Source organism: Streptomyces sp. NPDC057280, from assembly GCF_042668605.1.
GTDB lineage: Bacteria > Actinomycetota > Actinomycetes > Streptomycetales > Streptomycetaceae > Streptomyces.
The window spans coordinates 163069-180518 of the sequence record NZ_JBHUYR010000002.1 but is presented as its reverse complement, the minus strand read 5'-3'; the positions used below and the strand labels follow the sequence as shown (position 1 = coordinate 180518).

Below are 17450 nucleotides of genomic sequence, written 5' to 3'. Positions count from 1 at the left end.
GGCTCAGCGGCTCCCCACGTGACGCAGCAGGGCCTCAACATCATTCGGCGCCAAGCCAGCTCCCACCGAGGGCTCCTCCTCAAGATCGGCCAGCTGCTGCACAGTCGGATCATCAAGGATCTGCCCCATGAAGGCCAGCTTCTTCTCCAGCCGGTTGGCCACCACCTCGTCGATCGTCTTACGCGCCGCGAGGACGGTGACCCTGGTCTCCGTGTCCGGCGCGAGTCCGAGCCGATGGATACGGTCCAGGCTCTGAAGGAAGCGGCCGGCCATGAAGTCCCGGTCCACGTATACGGCGTCATGGCAGACGTGATGCAGGCTGATGCCTTCACCCAAGGTCGCCGGGTTAGAGATCAGAACCATGCAACTGGGGTCCTCACGGAAGCGCCTGAGCTGTTCGTCACGGTCAGCGGTACCGCCATAGACCACCGCCGGACTGAACTTCTCTAGCATCCGCTCCAGGGTCGTCAGGCTGCGGACGAATGTCGTCCAGAGCAAAGTCTTCCGCCCTCGCGCAGCGTTCTCCGCAATGATCGCGACAGCTTCCTGGTACTTGGGCGACAGCTCATGGTCCGGCAGTGCCTGCATCAGGGCGTAGAGAGAACTCCCCTCCGGGATCACCAGCGGCGGAAGCTGGTAGGCGAGCGGTTCGTACTTGCTTGCGCCTTCCAGTAGGAGCGCAGGACTCACCGCGGCCATCAACAGCCGCAGGGCGGTTCTGCCAAGAGCGCTGAGATCGTCCCGGGCACGGTCCGCGCTCGCGCCCTTGGCCAGTGATTCGTAGATCTCGTCATGCAGCGGGGGCATGTCCACGTAGCGGATTCCCAACTGGACAGGCGGAAGCCCCAGTTCATGCTTGGTGGTCCTGGTGAACAACGGACGCAGAACCGTACTCGCGTGAGCGAGGTCGCCTCCGGCCACCGCCTGGACCACTGTGCGCTGGCCATGGCCCGGCCAGACGAAGCCCAGCAGATTCTCCAGGTCCTTAGCCCCGTTGGGCGCGGGGGTTCCGGTAAGAATGAGGCGCCGTGCAGCCAGCGGCCCTAGCGCCATGCACGCGGCCCCGTACGTGCCTCGGGCACCGAGCTTCATCCGGTGCGCCTCATCCAAGATGATCATTGCGGGCGCGCCCTTGAGCCAACCAGCGAGCAACGGCAGCGAACGGTCCAGTCGCTCGTAGTTGACGATCAGAACTTCCGTCCACTGGTCCATCGAACCGTCAAGAACATGCGTGCGCAACGGGTACCGGAAGCAGACAGCTGTCTCATAACGCCAGGACTCATACGCCGACTTGGGACATACGACCAGCAGCCGGTTGACCCGCCCCTGTGTCTTCTGCGCCGCGTACACGGCGAGAGCGACACGCGTCTTGCCCGCGCCGGGGACACTGAAGTTCGCCCCGTGCTGGAGCGACAGCAGTTTCGCGATGTCACGGAGCTGGAATTCGCTCAGGTCGCCGTGCCAAGTCTCTCCGAGGAGACCGCGGACCTCGTCAGCCGTCGTAGCCGTCGACTCCGAGGCGCTGTCGAGCCTCTCTCTCACCGTGTTGGCGTCTTGAACGACGCCGGCCACGAGTGAGCGGAGTTCGGGTTCCCACTCCACACCCTGAGGGTGCGGCCATGAACCGAGTGCACCGAGGTCGGCGAGGAGTTCGTCCAGCACGATCGACGCGCTCAGCGGGCCCAGCTGGCCGCCCGTTCGGAAACGGGCGGCCAGCTGGACGAGATCCTGCTGATACTCATCTGTGGTTCGCAGGACGACTCGGGTCCGGGTTTCGTCGAACCCGAGTCGCAGCGACGTTCCGTCAGGGCTGGCCGTCACGGCGTGGGCTCCGCCTTTACCGCTTCGATCAGCCAGGAGACGCCGTCACCAGGGTCGGACAAACCCCGGCCGGCCTGCTGCGCCAGCTTGTGCATACTGCTGCGAAGGTTCAGGACGGCCTCATCGAACGCCTCTTCGTCCAGGCTCCGGGAGGACCGCGCCTGAACCAGATCGGCCACGCACTGATCGATGCTGGCGCAAGCCTCGGCGAGCCGGGCGGGCGCAAGCTGCTTGCGCTTGCGGAGACGCGTACTGCGCCCAGCCGCGTCGATCGCCTTGTCGAAGGCCTTCTTCGCCTCGGTGATCACTCCCTGATTGCTGGCCTTCTCCTCCTCGGGAAGATCCGAGCCTGGGGCCGCGACAACAGCCTTCGCCCTGAGGATGCGATCGTTCAGCGCCCTGGCTTCCGATACAGCAGAGGAAGAAGCCGGAACGCTGAGTCCCAGTCCAGGAATGACCACCCCGCCGGCATCGGGTGCGGCGACCCCCGTGTCCTCCCCGGCAGGAAGCAGGTCACCGAATCCGTCCTTGAGGAAGTGCTCGTCGATGTGCCGGACGTCGGTCTTGGAGAACTCAAGGAGAATGGCGGCCAACCGCCACTCCTTCAGCACCTCGGCCTGGTCACGATCGACCGACTCCAACTTCATGTAGAGGCGGTGGAGCTCCTTCAGGCGCTCCTGAGCGCCTTCCCAGTCGACGAGGCGCAGCTTCACACCGCCCCCGCTCGCGCTGCGGTCGATCAGTTCCCGGATCGTGGTGAGGATCCAACGCTCCTGGTGATACGTCCTGACCTGGATCCGGAAAGCCTTCGCAATCTGCTCGGGGGTGCGTCCCAGAGCCGCCTGCTCCTCCATCGCGAGCAACCTGTTGATGTAGGAGTAGTCCCGGCGGTGGTCCTTGCGGAGCTGCAACGACAGTTCAACAGCGTTGATGTCGGCCCAGGTGAACGACTCGGGCAACACACCAACCCGCATGGACTGAACGCCGAGCTCCCGCAGGGCGCAGGCCCGCGTGTTGCCGTTCACCAGGATGCCCTGGTGGGTGACCAGGCCAGGGTCGTTCTGCCCGAACTCCTTCAGGCTCTCCTTGAGATTGTCGAATTCGACGTCCCGGAGCCTCGGATCAGACGGCGAGGCCTGGAGCAGGTGCCTCAGGTAGTCCTGGCTCTCCGCGCTCCAGGGGTCCTTGTCCAACCCCTCGTTCCGGCGGAGATCGTGGCTGCGCTGGGCACGAATCCGATGGGTTCCTGGATTCAAGTACAGGCTGCTGAGGGGAAGATCGATCACTTCAACATGAGCCTGCTGCTCGTTCCAGTCGACCGTGACCGTCTCGCGGGTGCCACCCGCGTCACGGGCCTCCCGCACCTTCTTCTTGATCTGCTCGCTGAACTCATCCGCCCTCGGCGGCGGGGGAAACTCACGCATCATGGTCTTCTCTGCTCCCTCTTCAGCCGTCTTCGCCGGCTACGAGCTCAGCCACGGCCTTACGGGAGGCTTCGGGCAGGTTCCGGTAGGCACCCCACACCTTCTCCAAGGGGCCAAGCGTGCGGCGGTCGTCCGCGATCCACTGAGCGAGGACCTGCCGCTCCATCGGTGCCAGGGCGTTCACCTGCGCGACCACCTTCGGCACGTCGGCCACCCGCTCGCCGCTCCCCGCGCCGCAGGCCTTGCACTCCGTCACCGGCTGGTATTCCATCGAGCCGTCGGCCAGCAGCACCTTGCGCCGGGCCACGTTCAACACCGCGGGAGTAACCCCGTCTTCATACACCTCACCGACACCGATACCGCACCCACGGCAGAGGTAGTTGTCAGCCGCCAGGATCTTGGCCCGCTGCGCCGCCGTAATACTCGCCTTGTGCTTGGGCGTCTTGGCCTGCCCCGGAATCCACACTTCGGCTCCGGCAGCAACGAACCTCTGCTCCTGCTGAGTAAGCGTCGGATCGTCACGACTCGTGTCGATCTTCCAGCCGTAGTCTCGCAGCGCCCGCAGCCTGCGGTCGATCTGCGCCGCCTCGGGAAACGCCTCCCGCAGCGCGACCTTCGTGAACCTCTCCCCGACCCCCACTTCCTGAAGAAGCCACAGAGCGGTACGCGCCATGCCTCCCAGACCCTTGTCCTGCCAAGACGGCAAGGTCATCTACTGATCCTCCAGCTCTCTTGAACGACGAGGAACAACGGCGGATATCAGCCACCGGCGATACCCCGCATCCAGGTTCCGCACGAAGCGGCCCTCGAATACGGCACCCCCCCACTGCGCAAGCTCGCCAACGGGAGTAACGAGTGCTTGCTGCGTATGGAAAGTCTTGCATGGGCGATCAGATGTAAGTCAACCGCGTAACTCTTGCTACAAAAACAGCAAGACGCCCCGCTGTCCCTTGCGGCAGAATCCGGGACGGCAGCAACGTTTCCCCCTAACCGGCGCCAGGATTCTGGCCAGCCAGCAAGAAGTGACGAGGACATGACACCGGAAACGACTGGTCACGCCTGGGCGGCGAAGAGCATCAGCGGCGATATTCCGCCAGGTAAGCGGGATCTGGCCATACAGATCCAGCGCTTGTGCGCCCACCTAACCGGAAAAAGTCACACAAAGCAGGGCGCAAGGAAGGGCATTATTAAACCTACTCAAGCCCAAGCCGCAGAGCGCCTCAAGATATCCGAAACATCCCTTTCGCGCTTTTTGAGTGGACGTTCCGTACCATCAATGCGCCTGCTGGAGCAGATCTACGGAGCCGCCCAGACCGACGCCCGCGGGAACCTGGCGCATGATGTGTCGCTCGACGACTTGCGGCGCTACCGCGAAAGAGCGGAGGCCGACCACTGTGACAGCTGCGTAGCCCTTCGCGCAGAACTGGATGCTTTAAAGAACGAGAAGGGCGAGGCCGCGGCCACCCGCCTCCCGGAGGAGGCTGCGGCTGCACGCAAGCGCCATCAGGAGCTGGAGGACCTTGTTGGCGAGGTAGAGCACTTGAAGGCTGAGCAGGATCAGCTCCAGAAGCAACTTGGCAAAGCTGAAGCGGAGACTGACCAGCTGAGGGCGGAGAACGCCCACTTGAGGCTCGCGACGGCGAGCCGAGCCGGCTCGCGATTCCGTCCGGCTCCGATGGCAGCAACCAGACGTGATCCGCTGCCGGTCCCCCGCCGCACCCTGGACCGGCAGCGGATCACGGAATCAGAACGCGCCGCCCTGAACATCGCACACCAGGCCCAGAGCCTTCAGGCGGGCGGCCGGCAAGGATCGACCATCTCTCTCTTGCATCACACAGTGCGCACGCTTAGTCACGCAGAGATCGCCAGTCTCGTTTGCTTGTTGCGTCGCCAGCAGGAGCAGGACCTCGCCGACAACCTGATCCACATCTACGGGCGGGATCAAAGCCACGAGAACGTGGTGCGCGCCGCGCTGGAGCTGCATGAAAGCGGTGCGCCCGACGACGCCGGCGCACTGCTGCTAGCCCGGGCCACTCTATGACCACCCCAAGGGCTAGGCATCCAGCCTCACCAACTGCTCGGCAGGTTACTCTCCGCGCCGCGCTCTGCCCGCTACCCTCTCCAGGGTCCCTTCGCAGCCCACCGCTGGCCCCCTGAACGCGACAGTGCAGGATAGAACCATGACAACCAAGGTCTACTTCGACATCACGATCAACGACCAGCCCGCTGGCCGTATCAACTTCAACCTCTTCGACGACGTCGTCCCGAAGACGGCCGAGAACTTCCGCGCGCTGGCCACCGGCGAGAAGGGCTTCGGTTACGCCGGGTCCTCCTTCCACCGCGTCATCCCCGCCTTCATGCTCCAGGGCGGCGACTTCACCCGGGGCAACGGCACCGGCGGCAAGAGCATCTATGGTGAGAAGTTCGCCGACGAGAACTTCACCCTCAAGCACGACCGCCCGGGCCTGCTGTCCATGGCCAACGCCGGCCCGAACACCAACGGCTCGCAGTTCTTCATCACGACCATCGTGACGGACTGGCTGGACGGCAAGCACGTGGTCTTCGGCGAGGTCGCCGACGAGACCAGCATGGAGCTCGTCAAGAAGATCGAGGCGCTCGGTTCGCGCAGCGGCGCCCCCTCGGCGAAGGTCACCATCGCCGAGTCCGGTCAGCTCTGACATCGCCTCGTTGTGAACGGCCGGTGCGGTGTCCATCGCCCGGCCGTCGCGCATGCCCGTGATGTGGCGGCCTTATCAGCCGAGACGGCGGCCGCGCTGCACCGCCACCGCGCCTGTGTACGTCTCCCGGGTAAGGTCCGCCATCTCAATGCCAAGCTCGACGAGGACACCGCGAATGTCGTCTAGGGCGGTGCTCACCTCGTCCTCGCCGACAAGGGTCTCGACCTCGACGAAGGTCCCGTCGATTTCCGGCACGCGGACAAGAGTGGCCAGCATGCGGCGGCCTCGCGCCTCGAAGTCGTAGTTCCGGCAGTGCTTCTCGAACGTGATGACCTCGACGTGCCCGAGTCCGCGCAAGATGCCGTGCGCAGCTTCCGTGTCGTCGACGAGCGTCTCGTACTCGGGCTTGGATCCGGAGTCCTCGTCCACCGCGGAGTCCTTGAAGGTAAGCACCGTCCGGACGCCGTCTGCTCCGCGTACGGTCCGGACGCGCAGCTCTTGGTCCGCCTTCTCCAGTGAGCCGTCGACGCGGTCGTAGTACGTGTCTCGGTACACCTCCACGCGGGCTGTCGCCCGCTCGTCGAGTCGCCGCCTGACCTCTTCGGGTGAGCGCACCCGGGCCTTCAACTCCGCCTCGATCATCTGCTGTTCCCTTCTGCTGGTCACACCGTGCGCTGACCACCCACGACGACCGCCTCGAACATCCTGCGGAAGCCCCGGAACAAGGGGCCGTACGGCGTCTCCATGACCTTGTATGTGGCCGACTCATGCCCCTCCCACCCCGCGTCGAAAGCTCCGACGAACATGGTCGAGTCAATACGGATGAGCCGCCACGTGGGGAGCATGCGGTACCGCCATACGCTGATGTCGGATGAGTCGGCCAGCTCCCGCAGTCGCGCCTCAGCCAAGCGCACTCCTCCGGCGAGGGACTCGACCGACTCCCCGATCTCTGCCGCGCGTTGTGCCAGGGCATCGCTGTCCGGGTCCAGGAGTGCGATTCGCGTCCGGAGCCCATTGCCTCCCTTTTCCCGCGGGAGGCAGGCCCGGAGCAGGCTGTCATTAAGTCCGATCAACCCGAGGCCGCGTACCGCGAGGACGTCCAGTTCCCGGGCTTCACGGGCTAGTTGCTGGATCTCCTCCGCCGCGGAGTGCTGCGCGGCATAGACCCTGACGACTTCGGGAAATGCAGCAAGGTCGAAGGCTGCGCCACCGGAGCGTCTCTCCCTACTGGCGGCCAGGCCGAGCAAGTGCCTTGCGTCGTCGGGTATGCGGAGGCCGTCCGCGATGCGCTCGTAGACGTCAAGACGGGACACTTCGCGGCGACCGTTGATGATCTCGTTCACGCGGGCCTGCGTCATCCCCACCGCCGTCGCAATGCGGGACTGGCTGGCACCTGCGTACTGCTGTGTGTACCGGAACACGGCGCCCATGTCTCGTGCACGCAGAGCCTGTCTCACCTCGGCGCGCTCCCATGCCCAGTCCGGAAGCTCGATCGGTCCGAGCGACGTAGACATGTTTACTCAACCCCCGGTATTCGCAGGCGAGATGGGAATCCATCCCACGGTGAGATTACCGATCGGGTATCGAGTCGGCACACCGCGTCACCCGATGGTGGCTACATGAACGCCCTCTCTTGTGACTGGTTGCCCGAAGGCCGCTCAGTGGAGCTGCTCCCGGCGGGCAAATGGTGGGACGCCATCAGAGTTCCGCACGCGATCGCTGTCGCCGTGCTCAGCTACCTGCGGAACGCGACGGGAGCCGTCCTAGAGGATCCGTGGACCGCCGTCTTTTATTGGCTGGTTCGTCCAGGAGAGGCAGTCTCCTGGGAGTTGCCCGAAGCAGCGGGGATCGTGGTACTCACCGATTGCGCCCACGTCGTCGTACCTGGACCGCAGTGCAGCGCTGGGCCCCGATGGCGCATCCCACCCGCGCCCAGCAACATCCTGACGAATCCCGACCGACTGCACGATGCGTTGGCCCGTGCGGCTGCGGCGACAACCCGACACCCTCCCCTCGATGCATACAGGTCACTTGTCTCCCACTACGACGAGTGCTCTGGCTGCGCATACGAAATCGAGCCATGCATCCGAGGACGGCAGCTCCGTCAGGCCTGGGTGGGTGTCCGGTGGTCGTGATCTGCTGTCGCTGCCAACGTGTCATTCGGTCCGATGAGCCGTATGGCAGCCACATCCACGATCGAGCGTCTGGTCCCCCGTACGTGACCTACAGCCACTCCGACGCATGTCCCGAGGAACCCTCTGTGTCGTCGGCACGCAAGCCCATGCATCGCAGCGCCGACTGAACGCTCTCTCGCCGTCCTGATGAACCTTAGGTCAGTTGGGACCGGATTCCGGCAGTCCAGCTGGCCTACAGCAAGTCTGGCTCAGTCGGCTCACGTGGCTCCCTCGTCCTCTGTAGCCGTCCTGTTGCCGGAACTGTGGGCTCCGCCACTGCCGTACCCCCGGAGCAGCTGCTGGACTCGGGCGACAGTCCAGTAGCCCGACAGTTGATCACATCAGGGGGCGTGATGGCACTGCTGAATCTGCTGTTCGTCCTCGTCGCCGCCGTCGTCGCCGTCGCGCTCGCCGGATACGGGTTCGGGCAGCTCACCGAGCGGGGCGAGCCGCCGGCGCTGCTCCGCGCTCTCGGCGCCCTCGCCGGGGCCGTCGCCGCCGCGCTCTGTGCCTGGGGGCTGTTGATCATCGTGGGGGCCGTGGTGACCGCTCAGGACGGCGGTACGGATTCCGCGCCGCCGCAGTCCTGTCGTACGGCGGGCTGGTGGGAGCGGCACCAGCGCGGCGTCGAGATCGTCGACTACTCGGTGTCGTATCTCCCGCTCGGGTTCGTCTGCGAGACCAGTGGCGGCGGGAGCTACGACAACGGGGACGTGCCGGGGTATCTCAACCCGGCCCTTCTGGGCTTCGCCCTCGCCGGGGCCGGGTGCGTCATCTCCGCGGGGTATGTCTCGGAGATGCGCGCCCGGAGGCAGCACAAGGATCGTGCGGGCGAAGCCCAGTAGGGACATGCAGGGGCGTTCACGCTGTCGGCATCAGCTCCGCCTTTCCGAACAACAGCGCGTACCCCGGCGGGAGTTGGTCGAGGATGCGGTCCACCAGCGCATCGCCCGCCCAGCGCGGGAGTGTGCTCAGTACCGAGCTGACGTCCCAGCGGGCCGTCGCCGTCGTCGCGCCCTCGATACGGGCCGCCACCGATTCCACGAACTCCGCCGCCGACAGGGGGCGGGTGGCCGGGATCTGGCCGGCGACGACGCGCGCGGCCTGCTCGGGCAGGGCCCGGGCGAGGGCCACGCGTTCGTCGCCGGTGACGTGGCCGCCGAGGGCGGACAGGACGACGCGGGTGACGCGTTCGGCCTCGGCGCGGGTCGGGTACTGGCCCGACTCCCGTACCGCGTCCACCAGTTCGGCCCAGCTTCTCTTCACGACCGCATCACCGCCGATCACCACCGCGTCACCGCCGATCACCACCGAATCACCACCGAATGTCTCCTCCTGGTCCTGGTCGCGCGCCCGCGCGGGCGCGCGATCAGTTGCTCAGCTGCTTGCGGCCCCCGTCGCCCCCGCTGATCTGGATGCGGCGCGGCTTGGCCTGTTCGGCCACGGGGATGCGCAGGGTCAGGACGCCGGCCTCGTACGAGGCGTCGATGCGTTCCGTGTCGAGCGTGTCGCCGAGGAAGAGCTGGCGGGTGAAGGTGCCGGTGGGTCGTTCGGCGACGATGGGTTCCGCGCCCTCGGGGGCGGGGGAACGGCGCTCGGCGCGGACGTTGAGGACGTTGCGTTCGACGTCCAGATCGATCGTCTCGGGGTCGATGCCGGGCAGGTCGAAGTGGACGATGAAGTCGTCCCCGGCACGGTAGGCGTCCATCGGCATCGCGGCCGGACGGGTGGGCCCGAAGACCTGCTGCGCGAGTCGGTCGAAGTCGCGGAAGGGGTCGGTACGCATGAGCATCACAGGTCACTCCTCTCCTCAGGTGCTGGGTGCGATGCCCTTACGGCTTCTTATATAGCTCGGGAGAGGAAACTTGACAACCCTCGACTCATGTTCGACCCCGCTCGCGGTGCTGGAGTTAGCCTCAAGGTCTCTCACGGTCTCAAGAACCAGCAGGAGGCAGGCATGGCCAAGGTTCCCAGTGCGGTCGTCGCGGCGAGCGGACTCGTCGGTGGGTACGGCGTCGCCCGCTGGACCAGGAAGCGGCAGCTCGGCGGGGCCGTGCTGGCCGTCGCCGGGGCCGCGGCCGCGACGCAGTGGCGGCAGCAGGCCGGCGGGAAGGCGGCGGGCGCGCTGACGGCCGCGTATGTCGCCGCGTTCGCCGGGTCGCATCCGCTCGCGAAGAAGGTGGGCGCCTGGCCCGCCGTGTTCGGGGTGGCGGGGGCCGTCGCGCTCGCCTCCTGGGCCGTGGCCGACCGGCAGGGCTGACCACCGGAAACGGAGGGCGAATGAGGCTGGGCGTCACCGAGCGTCGGGTGCGGCTCGGGGCGGAGGAGTACCGGGTGCTGCGCGTCGGCGGGCTCCGGCGGGCACTCTGCTTCGACAGTGAGCACTGGCTGAGTCTGTGGGTGGACCGGGGTGCCGCCGCCGAGCTGGCCGCGGCCTGGCTGCTGGCCGCGCGGTCCCCGCGGTCGCTCGTGCACCTGCCGCTGCGGCGGCGTGATGAGCGGCCGGTCGGTGTCGCGCTGCCCGAGCCGCATCGCGCCCGCGATCTGCTTCTGCTGCACCACTCCCTCCAGTTCCCGGCCTCCCGCTGGAAGGAGGTCCGGGCAAGGGCGGGCAAGGCGGGGAGTCAGCACACCGTCGAGTTCCGGCGCGCCGACTTTCCCCTTCCTCATGACCGGGGCGTACCCGACGCCCACCACGCCGAGTTCCGCGACCGGCTCCGCCTCAGCACCGCCGCCGACACCCTCGTACTGAGCGGCAGCGCCCTGCCCTTCGCCGACGCCGCCGCGGATTTCCTCGACCTCGCCGACACCGGGCCCGGGCCCGGCCCCCACCCAGGTGGCCATGTGTGTGCCGAACTGCATCCGGGGTCAGGGCTGTTGGAGCGTTCGATGCCGCTGATGCATGTCGAGTACCGCGCGGAGTGGGAGCCGGTGCCGCAAGACGGCTAGGTGTACTGGCCCGCAGCCTGCGAGGTGGCGCCCCCCGGTGCCGCCGTCAGCGGCCGCGCCACGTCCTCCAGCGACCTCCGCTCCGCCCGTACCGCCAGTACCGCCGCCACCAGCCCCGCCAGGCACATCAGCGTGGCGCCGATCTGGAAGGCCAGCACCGTGTCGGCGACCTTGCCCGTCCCGGTGAGGTCGGCGAACAGCAGCGGTCCGCTGATGCCGCCCGCCGCCGTGCCCAGCGCGTAGAAGAACGCGATCGACATCGCCCGGGTCTCCATCGGGAAGATCTCCGAGACCGTCAGGTACGCGCTGGACGCGCCCGCCGACGCGAAGAACAGCACCGCGCACCAGCACGCCGTCAGCGTCCCGGCGTTCAGGGAACCCTGGTCGAAGAGCCATGCCGTGCCGAAGAGCAGCAGACCCGACAACAGGTACGTCGACGAGATCATCACCCGGCGTCCGACCGTGTCGAACAGCTTGCCCAGCAGCAGCGGGCCCATGAAGTTGCCGATGGCGATGACGGCGAAGTAGTAGCCGGTGTTGCCGGTCGGGACGTCGTAGAACTTGGTCAGGATCGCGCCGAAGCCGAAGGTGATCGCGTTGTACAGGAACGCCTGGCCTATGAACAAGGAAAAACCGAGCACCGCTCGCCTGCGGTAGTCCGAGAACACCGTCCTGGCGATCTCCATGAAGCTCACGCTGCGCCGCTGGTGGATCGTGATCTCGCCCTCCGGGTCCGCCAGCCGCTCGCCCTTCTCGTCCGCGATCCGCTCCTCGATCGACGTGACGATCCGTTCCGCCTCCTCGTCCCTGCCGTGGATCAGCAGCCACCGTGGGCTCTCCGGGACGTGGCGTCGTACGAGCAGGATCACCAGGGCCAGGACCGCGCCGAGTGCGAACGTCAGGCGCCAGCCCACGTCCTTCGCCACCACGGACGTGTCGAGGGCGACGATCGACAGCAGGGAACCTGCCACCGCGCCCAGCCAGAAGCTGCCGTTGATCATCAGGTCCACCCGGCCCCGGTACTGAGCCGGGATCAGTTCGTCGATCGCCGAGTTGATCGCCGCGTACTCGCCGCCGATGCCGAAGCCGGTCAGGAAGCGGAAGGCGAAGAACCACCAGGTGGAGAAGGAGACGGCGGTCAGGGCGGTGGCCGCGAGGTAGACCGCGAGTGTGATCATGAAGAGTTTTTTGCGGCCCCATTTGTCCGTCAGGCGGCCCCAGAACAGGGCTCCCGAGCAGGCGCCCAGCACGTACAGCGCCGCCGCCAGGCCCGTCACCTGGCCGGAGGTGATCGGCAGGCCACTGCCCGGTTCGGAGAGGCGGCCCGCGATGTTGCCGACGACCGTCACCTCCAGGCCGTCGAGGATCCATACGGTGCCGAGTCCGATGACGATCGTCCAGTGCCAGCGGGACCAGGGGAGGCGGTCCAGGCGGGCGGGGATGTTCGTCGTGACGGTACGGCCGGTCGCGGCCTGGTCTGTGGTGGTCATGGGCTCCCTCCTCGTCGAGTGAGACCCTGCGACGGGTTCCCCGGCGAGGACGGGTTACGCCCCCAGCAGCCGCGACACCGTGTAGATCAGCAGTCCCACCAGCGAGCCCACGACCGTGCCGTTGATCCGGATGAACTGCAGGTCACGGCCGATGTTCGCCTCGATCTTCCGCGTGGTGTGCTCGGCGTCCCAGCCGGCGACCGTGTCGGTGATCAGGGACGTGATCTCGTGCCGGTAGGTGGTGACGACGTACACCGCCGCGCCCTCCACCCAGCCGTCGACCTTCGCCTGGAGCCGCGGCTCGACCGACATCCGCGCCCCGAGCGACAGCAGCGACGCCCGTACGCGCAGCCGCAGTTCGCTGCGCTCGTCCTCGGCGGCCGACACGATCATGGAGCGTACGGCGGTCCAGGCGGAGGCGATGAGGTCCTGGACCTCGCCCCGGCCGAGCACCTCGCCCTTGAGCCGCTCCACGCGCGCGCGGGTGTCGGTGTCGGACTGGAGGTCGGAGGCGAAGTCCGTCAGGAAGCGGTCCAGGGCGCCTCGCGCCGGGTGCGAGGGCATGTCCCGCATCTCCGTGACGAAGCGCAGCAGCTCCTTGTAGACCCGCTCGCCGACCTTCTTGTCCACGAACCGGGGCGTCCAGCCGGGCGCCCCGCCCTGGACGGCGTCCATGACCTGCTCGTCGTGGAGGACCAGCCAGTCGTGCGCCCTGGCCACCACCAGGTCCACGACCCGGCGGTGGCCGCCGTCCGCGACGACCTTCTCCAGCATCTTGCCGATGCCCGGCGCGATCTCCTGCGCGTCGGCCCGACGGGTGATCGCCTCGCCGACGACCGCCTGGACGTCGGAGTCCCGAAGGACCGTCAGGGCGCCGCGCAGCGCGGCCGACAGCTCGGCCGTGACCCGGTCGGCGTGCTCGGGGTCGGCGAGCCAGGCGCCGAGCCGGCTGCCGATGCCGACGGCGCGCAGACGTCCGCGCACGACGTCCTCGGAGAGGAAGTTCTCGCCGACGAACTCGCCCAGCGACACGCCGAGCTGGTCCTTCTTGGTGGGGATGATCGCGGTGTGCGGGATCGGCAGGCCGAGCGGGTGCCGGAACAGGGCCGTCACCGCGAACCAGTCGGCCATCGCGCCGACCATGCCGGCCTCCGCGGCGGCGGCGACATAGCCGGCCCAGGCGCCCGCGCCCGCGTGGGACGCCCACGTGGCGAGGACGTACACGAGCGCGACGAACAGCAGCAGCCCGGTCGCGGTGAGCTTCATCCGGCGTACGCCGCGCTGCTTCTCCTCGTCGGCCGCGCTGAACGTGCTCATCGCGCGGTTGGTGGCAGGCCCGGTCGCCGCACGGTTGCCGGCGGTGGCCGGGCGGGCATGCTGCTTCACGTCGGCGGCATCCGTTTCCTCCGGATCAGCGCGTTCCATCACGTCCCATCCACTCCGCCCGTTGTGATCCCCTGCACACATTGTCCCTTCCTGACCGACTCCTGGAACGGAACAGGAGTTCCCGGCGTCTGTCGGAGGGGGGAGCTCAGTTCCGAACTCCGGTGACCCAATGGGGGGTCCAGTACCGTCACCCCTCACCTCATGACGCATCATGAGGTGATCACATCGGAGCCTCGGGCTCCCATCCGTCCGAGGAGACCCGCACCGCATGACCAGAAGACATGGTTATGCCCTGCTTTCGGCGATCATCGCCCTGATCGTGGCCGTGTCCGGCGCCATCTACGTCGGTGTCGCCGCCGACGACGGCAGCGCCACGAGCCCCCGGCAGCGGGCCGCAGGGGCCCCGGCCCCTCGCAACGCCGCCCCGGCCTCCACCGGCAGCTGGGTGGGCGCCTGGTCCGCCTCCCCGGCCGGCGCCGAACCCGGCACCGAGACGGAGGGCATGGCGGGCCGCTCCGTGCGCAACGTGGTGCACGCGTCCGTCGGCGGTACGAGTGCCCGTATCACGCTGTCCAATCTCTACGGCCAGTCACCGCTGACCATCACCCACGCCTCGATCGCCCTCGCGGCGGCCGACGACTCCGCCGCCGCGGCGGTCGGCACCATGCGGCGCCTCACCTTCGGCGGCAACACCTCCGTCGTCGTCCCGGCGGGCGGCCAGGTGATGAGCGACGCGGTCGGCATCACCGTCGCGCACGGCAGCGACGTCCTGGTCACCACGTACTCGCCCGTCCCGTCCGGACCGGTCACCTACCACCCGCACGCCCGGCAGATCTCGTACGTCGCCGACGGCGACCTCACCGAGGACACCACCGGCACGGGGTACGCGGAGCAGACGCCGTACTGGCGCTACCTCACCGCGCTGGACGTGCTGAGCAACGAGTCCGACGGCACCGTCGTCGTGCTCGGCGACTCCCTCACCGACGGCATCACCTCCACCGAGGGCGCCGACCACCGCTGGACGGACGTCCTTTCGGAGCGGCTGCGCACCGCGATCGAGGCCGGCCGCGACCTGCCCCGCTACAGCGTCGTCAACCAGGGCATCAGCGGCAACCAGGTCCTCGCCAACGGCCCCGGCCGCCCCGCCGACAACCAGAGCGGGCTCGGACGCTTCGGCCGTGACGTGCTCTCCCGTACGAACGTGAAGGTCGTCGTCATCGACCTCGGCATCAACGACATCCTGCGCAACCCGAAGCTCGCCGACCCGCAGAAGGTCCTGGACGGCCTGCGCACCCTGGTCCGGCAGGCCCACGCCCGCGGGATCAAGGTCGTCGGGGCCACGCTGATGCCCTTCCAGGGCCACCGCGGGTACACGGACGCCCGGGAGGGCGTGCGGCAGCAGATCAACGCCGCGATCCGGGACGGCAAGGTGTACGACGCCGTCGTGGACTTCGACGAGGCGCTGCGCGACCCGTACAACCCGCGCCGACTGCGCTCGGACTACGACTCCGGCGACCATCTCCACCCGAGCGACAAGGGGTACGCGCGGATGGCGGAGGTCTTCGACCTGGAGGACCTGAAGGGGGCGGCTCCGGCGGAGCTCTAGGGACAGGCGCTAGTCCTCGTACCGGTCGTACCGGTCGCGGCGATCCCGGCGGTCGCGCCTGTCGCGGTGGCGGTCGCTGCGGCCCCGCATCAGGTCGTGGTGCCGGTCCGTCATGCGGCGGTGCGCGTCCTCGACGTCCTCGCGCCAGGAGGCGTGCAGCTCGCGCCTCGACTCCTTGCGGTCCAGCTTCTGCCGGCGCCGCTCCTCCTTCAGCGCCTGCCGCTCCGCCCGGGTCAGCTTCCGCTCGACGCCGACCCCGCCCCAGAAGGCGAACCCGGTCACGATCACACGCGGGCCGCCCGGGTCGCCGGGCACGCCCTCCTCGCGGTGGTCGAAGCCGCCCATGATGCCGATCCCGCGGACGACGACCTCGACACCGGGCGGCACGATCACGTTCACGCCGCCCATGACGGCCACGCAGTTGATCTCGACCTCGCGGTCCGCGAAGTTCGCCTCGCGCAGGTCGATCTCGCCGCCGCCCCAGAAGGCGAAGCAGTTGAAGCGCTTGGGCACGGTCCAGCGGCCCTTGCGCTGGAACCCGGACAGGATCGCCACCGCCCAGGTCGACGAGCCCTCGCCGCCGGTCACCCGCGAGGCCCAACTCCCGTCCGCCACCGAGTCCTTGGCCAGGTTCACCGACGGGACGGCGCCGGGGGCGGCCGGCAGGTCGCGGGTGATCGGCGTCAGCTCGCCGTACGTCCGCGCCTTGTACGTCGCTTCCAGCCGCTCCTCGAACTCCTCCATGTCCAGGCGCCCTTCGGCGAGGGCGTCCCGCAGGATCTCGGCGACGCGCTCACGGTCGGCGTCGGCGGCACGGAGTTCCGGGGCAGAGGGCCTGGGGGGCGTGGGCGTCCCCTCGGAAGGCACGGCGTCCGTCATGTCCTCAGCCTACGAGTTCCGGGCGCCGGGCACTATGCGGTGGCCTTCTCTGACGGGGGTTTGGGGGTGTCCCCCAATGAATGCAGCATCTTGGCGATCACGGCCTCGATGTCCGGCTCCCGCACCGACAGGTCCACCAGCGGATACTCCGCCGCGATCCGCGCCACCAGCGGCGCCGCCGAGGTCCCCGCCGGGAACGCCAGCCACTGCCGCGGGCCCTCCACCTTCACCACCCGCGCCTCGGGGACCTCGATCGGCGGCAACTCCCGCTCCAGGTCCACCACCAGCGTCCGCTCGCTCTCACCCGCCTCGTGCAGCCCGGCGAGCGGACCGTCGTACATCAGCCGGCCGTGGTCGATGACCATCACCCGGGAGCAGAGCTGCTCGATGTCCTGGAGGTCATGGGTGGTGAGCAGGACCGTGGTGCCGCGCTCGGCGTTCACCTCGCGCAGGAACTCCCGTACCCGGGACTTGGAGATGACGTCGAGCCCGATGGTCGGCTCGTCGAGGTAGAGGACGTCCGGGTCGTGCAGCAGGGCGGCCGCGATGTCGCCGCGCATCCGCTGGCCGAGGGAGAGCTGGCGGACGGGCACGTCCAACAGGTTTTCCAGGTCCAGGAGTTCGACGAGCCGGTCGAGGTTCTCGCGGTAACGGGCGTCGGGGATGCGGTACATGCGGTGCATCAGCTTGTACGAGTCGATCAGCGGGAGGTCCCACCACAGGGTGGTGCGCTGCCCGAAGACCACGCCGATGCGATGGGCGAGGCGGTGCCGCTGGCGGGACGGGTCGATGCCGGCCACGCGCAGGCTGCCGCCGCTCGGGGCGAGGATGCCGGTGAGCATCTTGATGGTGGTGGACTTGCCGGCGCCGTTCGGGCCGATGTAGCCGACCATCTCGCCGCGCGCCACCCGGAAGGAGATCGAGTCGACGGCCCGTACCTCCCTGCGCTCGCGTTTCATGAAGCCGGTCTTCTTGCGCACCTCGAAGACCTTCTCGACCCGGTCGAGTTCGATGAACCCTTCGCCCATGTCCTCAGCCATCCG

The 17450-nt window shown here is 67.9% G+C and carries 17 protein-coding genes; 6 read left to right on the top strand and 11 right to left on the bottom strand.

Annotated features, from left to right (window positions below):
• Positions 1-3 precede the first annotated feature (3 nt).
• From ACFUO4_RS11470 to ACFUO4_RS11460, 3 genes are read right to left on the bottom strand one after another with little or no spacing between them, the layout of a single operon-like run.
• Positions 4-1821, bottom strand: a complete 1818-nt coding sequence (locus ACFUO4_RS11470) for a DEAD/DEAH box helicase (protein WP_383482752.1) — start codon at positions 1819-1821, stop codon at positions 4-6.
• The gene (locus ACFUO4_RS11465) at positions 1818-3248 is read right to left on the bottom strand and encodes a hypothetical protein (RefSeq protein ID WP_383482749.1); all 1431 of its coding nucleotides are present in this window, start codon (positions 3246-3248) and stop codon (positions 1818-1820) included. Before ACFUO4_RS11465 ends, ACFUO4_RS11470 begins: the two co-directional genes overlap by 4 nt.
• Before the next feature lie 19 nt (positions 3249-3267).
• A complete protein-coding gene (locus ACFUO4_RS11460) occupies positions 3268-3957 on the bottom strand; it encodes a hypothetical protein (protein ID WP_383482746.1) in 690 nt (229 codons plus the stop codon).
• Between the two features lie 321 nt (positions 3958-4278).
• Here ACFUO4_RS11460 and ACFUO4_RS11455 point away from each other — a divergent pair, with 321 nt between their 5' ends.
• Together ACFUO4_RS11455 and ACFUO4_RS11450 are read left to right on the top strand one after the other, a co-directional pair.
• A complete protein-coding gene (locus ACFUO4_RS11455) occupies positions 4279-5286 on the top strand; it encodes a hypothetical protein (RefSeq protein ID WP_383482743.1) in 1008 nt (335 codons plus the stop codon).
• A gap of 139 nt (positions 5287-5425) precedes the next feature.
• Positions 5426-5923 (top strand): peptidylprolyl isomerase, encoded by a 498-nt coding sequence (locus ACFUO4_RS11450; protein WP_383482741.1) that lies wholly within the window; start codon positions 5426-5428, stop codon positions 5921-5923.
• Positions 5924-5998: 75 nt separating this feature from the next.
• On the opposite strand, the gene cyaB is transcribed toward ACFUO4_RS11450, so the two are convergent.
• Positions 5999-6565: a class IV adenylate cyclase gene (cyaB, locus tag ACFUO4_RS11445; protein WP_383482738.1), complete on the bottom strand. Its 567-nt coding sequence runs from the start codon at positions 6563-6565 to the stop codon at positions 5999-6001.
• A gap of 20 nt (positions 6566-6585) precedes the next feature.
• Positions 6586-7437 (bottom strand): helix-turn-helix domain-containing protein, encoded by an 852-nt coding sequence (locus tag ACFUO4_RS11440; RefSeq protein ID WP_383482735.1) that lies wholly within the window; start codon positions 7435-7437, stop codon positions 6586-6588.
• 1013 nt (positions 7438-8450) lie between these two features.
• Here ACFUO4_RS11440 and ACFUO4_RS11435 point away from each other — a divergent pair.
• Positions 8451-8942, top strand: coding sequence for a hypothetical protein (locus tag ACFUO4_RS11435; RefSeq protein ID WP_383482732.1), 492 nt, complete (start codon positions 8451-8453; stop codon positions 8940-8942).
• A gap of 16 nt (positions 8943-8958) precedes the next feature.
• Here ACFUO4_RS11435 and ACFUO4_RS11430 read toward each other — a convergent pair whose 3' ends face one another.
• Positions 8959-9402 (bottom strand): DUF2267 domain-containing protein, encoded by a 444-nt coding sequence (locus tag ACFUO4_RS11430; RefSeq protein ID WP_383485617.1) that lies wholly within the window; start codon positions 9400-9402, stop codon positions 8959-8961.
• 64 nt (positions 9403-9466) lie between these two features.
• The gene (locus ACFUO4_RS11425) at positions 9467-9889 is read right to left on the bottom strand and encodes an Hsp20 family protein (RefSeq protein ID WP_179143457.1); all 423 of its coding nucleotides are present in this window, start codon (positions 9887-9889) and stop codon (positions 9467-9469) included.
• 165 nt (positions 9890-10054) lie between these two features.
• Between ACFUO4_RS11425 and ACFUO4_RS11420 the strand changes: the two genes are divergently transcribed.
• The gene (locus tag ACFUO4_RS11420; protein ID WP_079310476.1) at positions 10055-10357 is read left to right on the top strand and encodes a hypothetical protein; all 303 of its coding nucleotides are present in this window, start codon (positions 10055-10057) and stop codon (positions 10355-10357) included.
• Positions 10358-10377: 20 nt separating this feature from the next.
• Positions 10378-11046 carry a hypothetical protein gene (locus tag ACFUO4_RS11415; RefSeq protein WP_383482727.1) on the top strand — a complete coding sequence of 223 codons (669 nt, stop codon included), beginning with the start codon at positions 10378-10380 and terminating at the stop codon, positions 11044-11046.
• Here the strand turns inward: ACFUO4_RS11415 and ACFUO4_RS11410 are convergent.
• The gene (locus tag ACFUO4_RS11410) at positions 11043-12536 is read right to left on the bottom strand and encodes an MFS transporter (protein WP_383482724.1); all 1494 of its coding nucleotides are present in this window, start codon (positions 12534-12536) and stop codon (positions 11043-11045) included. The genes ACFUO4_RS11415 and ACFUO4_RS11410 overlap by 4 nt on opposite strands.
• Positions 12537-12590: 54 nt before the next feature.
• The gene (locus ACFUO4_RS11405) at positions 12591-13961 is read right to left on the bottom strand and encodes a DUF445 domain-containing protein (protein ID WP_383482721.1); all 1371 of its coding nucleotides are present in this window, start codon (positions 13959-13961) and stop codon (positions 12591-12593) included.
• Positions 13962-14190: 229 nt separating this feature from the next.
• Between ACFUO4_RS11405 and ACFUO4_RS11400 the strand changes: the two genes are divergently transcribed.
• Positions 14191-15528 carry an SGNH/GDSL hydrolase family protein gene (locus ACFUO4_RS11400; RefSeq protein ID WP_079310473.1) on the top strand — a complete coding sequence of 446 codons (1338 nt, stop codon included), beginning with the start codon at positions 14191-14193 and terminating at the stop codon, positions 15526-15528.
• Between the two features lie 9 nt (positions 15529-15537).
• Here the strand turns inward: ACFUO4_RS11400 and ACFUO4_RS11395 are convergent, their stop codons facing one another.
• Together ACFUO4_RS11395 and ACFUO4_RS11390 are read right to left on the bottom strand one after the other, a co-directional pair.
• Entirely contained in the window at positions 15538-16407 is an 870-nt protein-coding gene (locus tag ACFUO4_RS11395) for a DUF1707 domain-containing protein (protein ID WP_383482717.1), read from the bottom strand.
• A 32-nt stretch (positions 16408-16439) separates the two neighbouring features.
• Positions 16440-17447 carry an ATP-binding cassette domain-containing protein gene (locus ACFUO4_RS11390; RefSeq protein WP_383482714.1) on the bottom strand — a complete coding sequence of 336 codons (1008 nt, stop codon included), beginning with the start codon at positions 17445-17447 and terminating at the stop codon, positions 16440-16442.
• Between the last annotated feature and the right edge of the window lie 3 nt (positions 17448-17450).

What these genes read in the sequence shown, in the direction of transcription:
- ACFUO4_RS11390 (WP_383482714.1), bottom strand. Translation starts at nt 17,447, where the DNA reads ATGGCTGAGGACATGGGCGAAGGGTTCATCGAACTCGACCGGGTCGAG.
- ACFUO4_RS11425 (WP_179143457.1), bottom strand. Translation starts at nt 9,889, where the DNA reads ATGCTCATGCGTACCGACCCCTTCCGCGACTTCGACCGACTCGCGCAG.
- ACFUO4_RS11410 (WP_383482724.1), bottom strand. Translation starts at nt 12,536, where the DNA reads ATGACCACCACAGACCAGGCCGCGACCGGCCGTACCGTCACGACGAAC.
- ACFUO4_RS11460 (WP_383482746.1), bottom strand. Translation starts at nt 3,957, where the DNA reads ATGACCTTGCCGTCTTGGCAGGACAAGGGTCTGGGAGGCATGGCGCGT.
- ACFUO4_RS11435 (WP_383482732.1), top strand. Translation starts at nt 8,451, where the DNA reads ATGGCACTGCTGAATCTGCTGTTCGTCCTCGTCGCCGCCGTCGTCGCC.
- ACFUO4_RS11455 (WP_383482743.1), top strand. Translation starts at nt 4,279, where the DNA reads ATGACACCGGAAACGACTGGTCACGCCTGGGCGGCGAAGAGCATCAGC.
- ACFUO4_RS11415 (WP_383482727.1), top strand. Translation starts at nt 10,378, where the DNA reads ATGAGGCTGGGCGTCACCGAGCGTCGGGTGCGGCTCGGGGCGGAGGAG.
- ACFUO4_RS11465 (WP_383482749.1), bottom strand. Translation starts at nt 3,248, where the DNA reads ATGATGCGTGAGTTTCCCCCGCCGCCGAGGGCGGATGAGTTCAGCGAG.
- ACFUO4_RS11395 (WP_383482717.1), bottom strand. Translation starts at nt 16,407, where the DNA reads ATGACGGACGCCGTGCCTTCCGAGGGGACGCCCACGCCCCCCAGGCCC.
- cyaB (WP_383482738.1), bottom strand. Translation starts at nt 6,565, where the DNA reads ATGATCGAGGCGGAGTTGAAGGCCCGGGTGCGCTCACCCGAAGAGGTC.
- ACFUO4_RS11420 (WP_079310476.1), top strand. Translation starts at nt 10,055, where the DNA reads ATGGCCAAGGTTCCCAGTGCGGTCGTCGCGGCGAGCGGACTCGTCGGT.
- ACFUO4_RS11405 (WP_383482721.1), bottom strand. Translation starts at nt 13,961, where the DNA reads ATGGAACGCGCTGATCCGGAGGAAACGGATGCCGCCGACGTGAAGCAG.
- ACFUO4_RS11450 (WP_383482741.1), top strand. Translation starts at nt 5,426, where the DNA reads ATGACAACCAAGGTCTACTTCGACATCACGATCAACGACCAGCCCGCT.
- ACFUO4_RS11400 (WP_079310473.1), top strand. Translation starts at nt 14,191, where the DNA reads ATGACCAGAAGACATGGTTATGCCCTGCTTTCGGCGATCATCGCCCTG.
- ACFUO4_RS11440 (WP_383482735.1), bottom strand. Translation starts at nt 7,437, where the DNA reads ATGTCTACGTCGCTCGGACCGATCGAGCTTCCGGACTGGGCATGGGAG.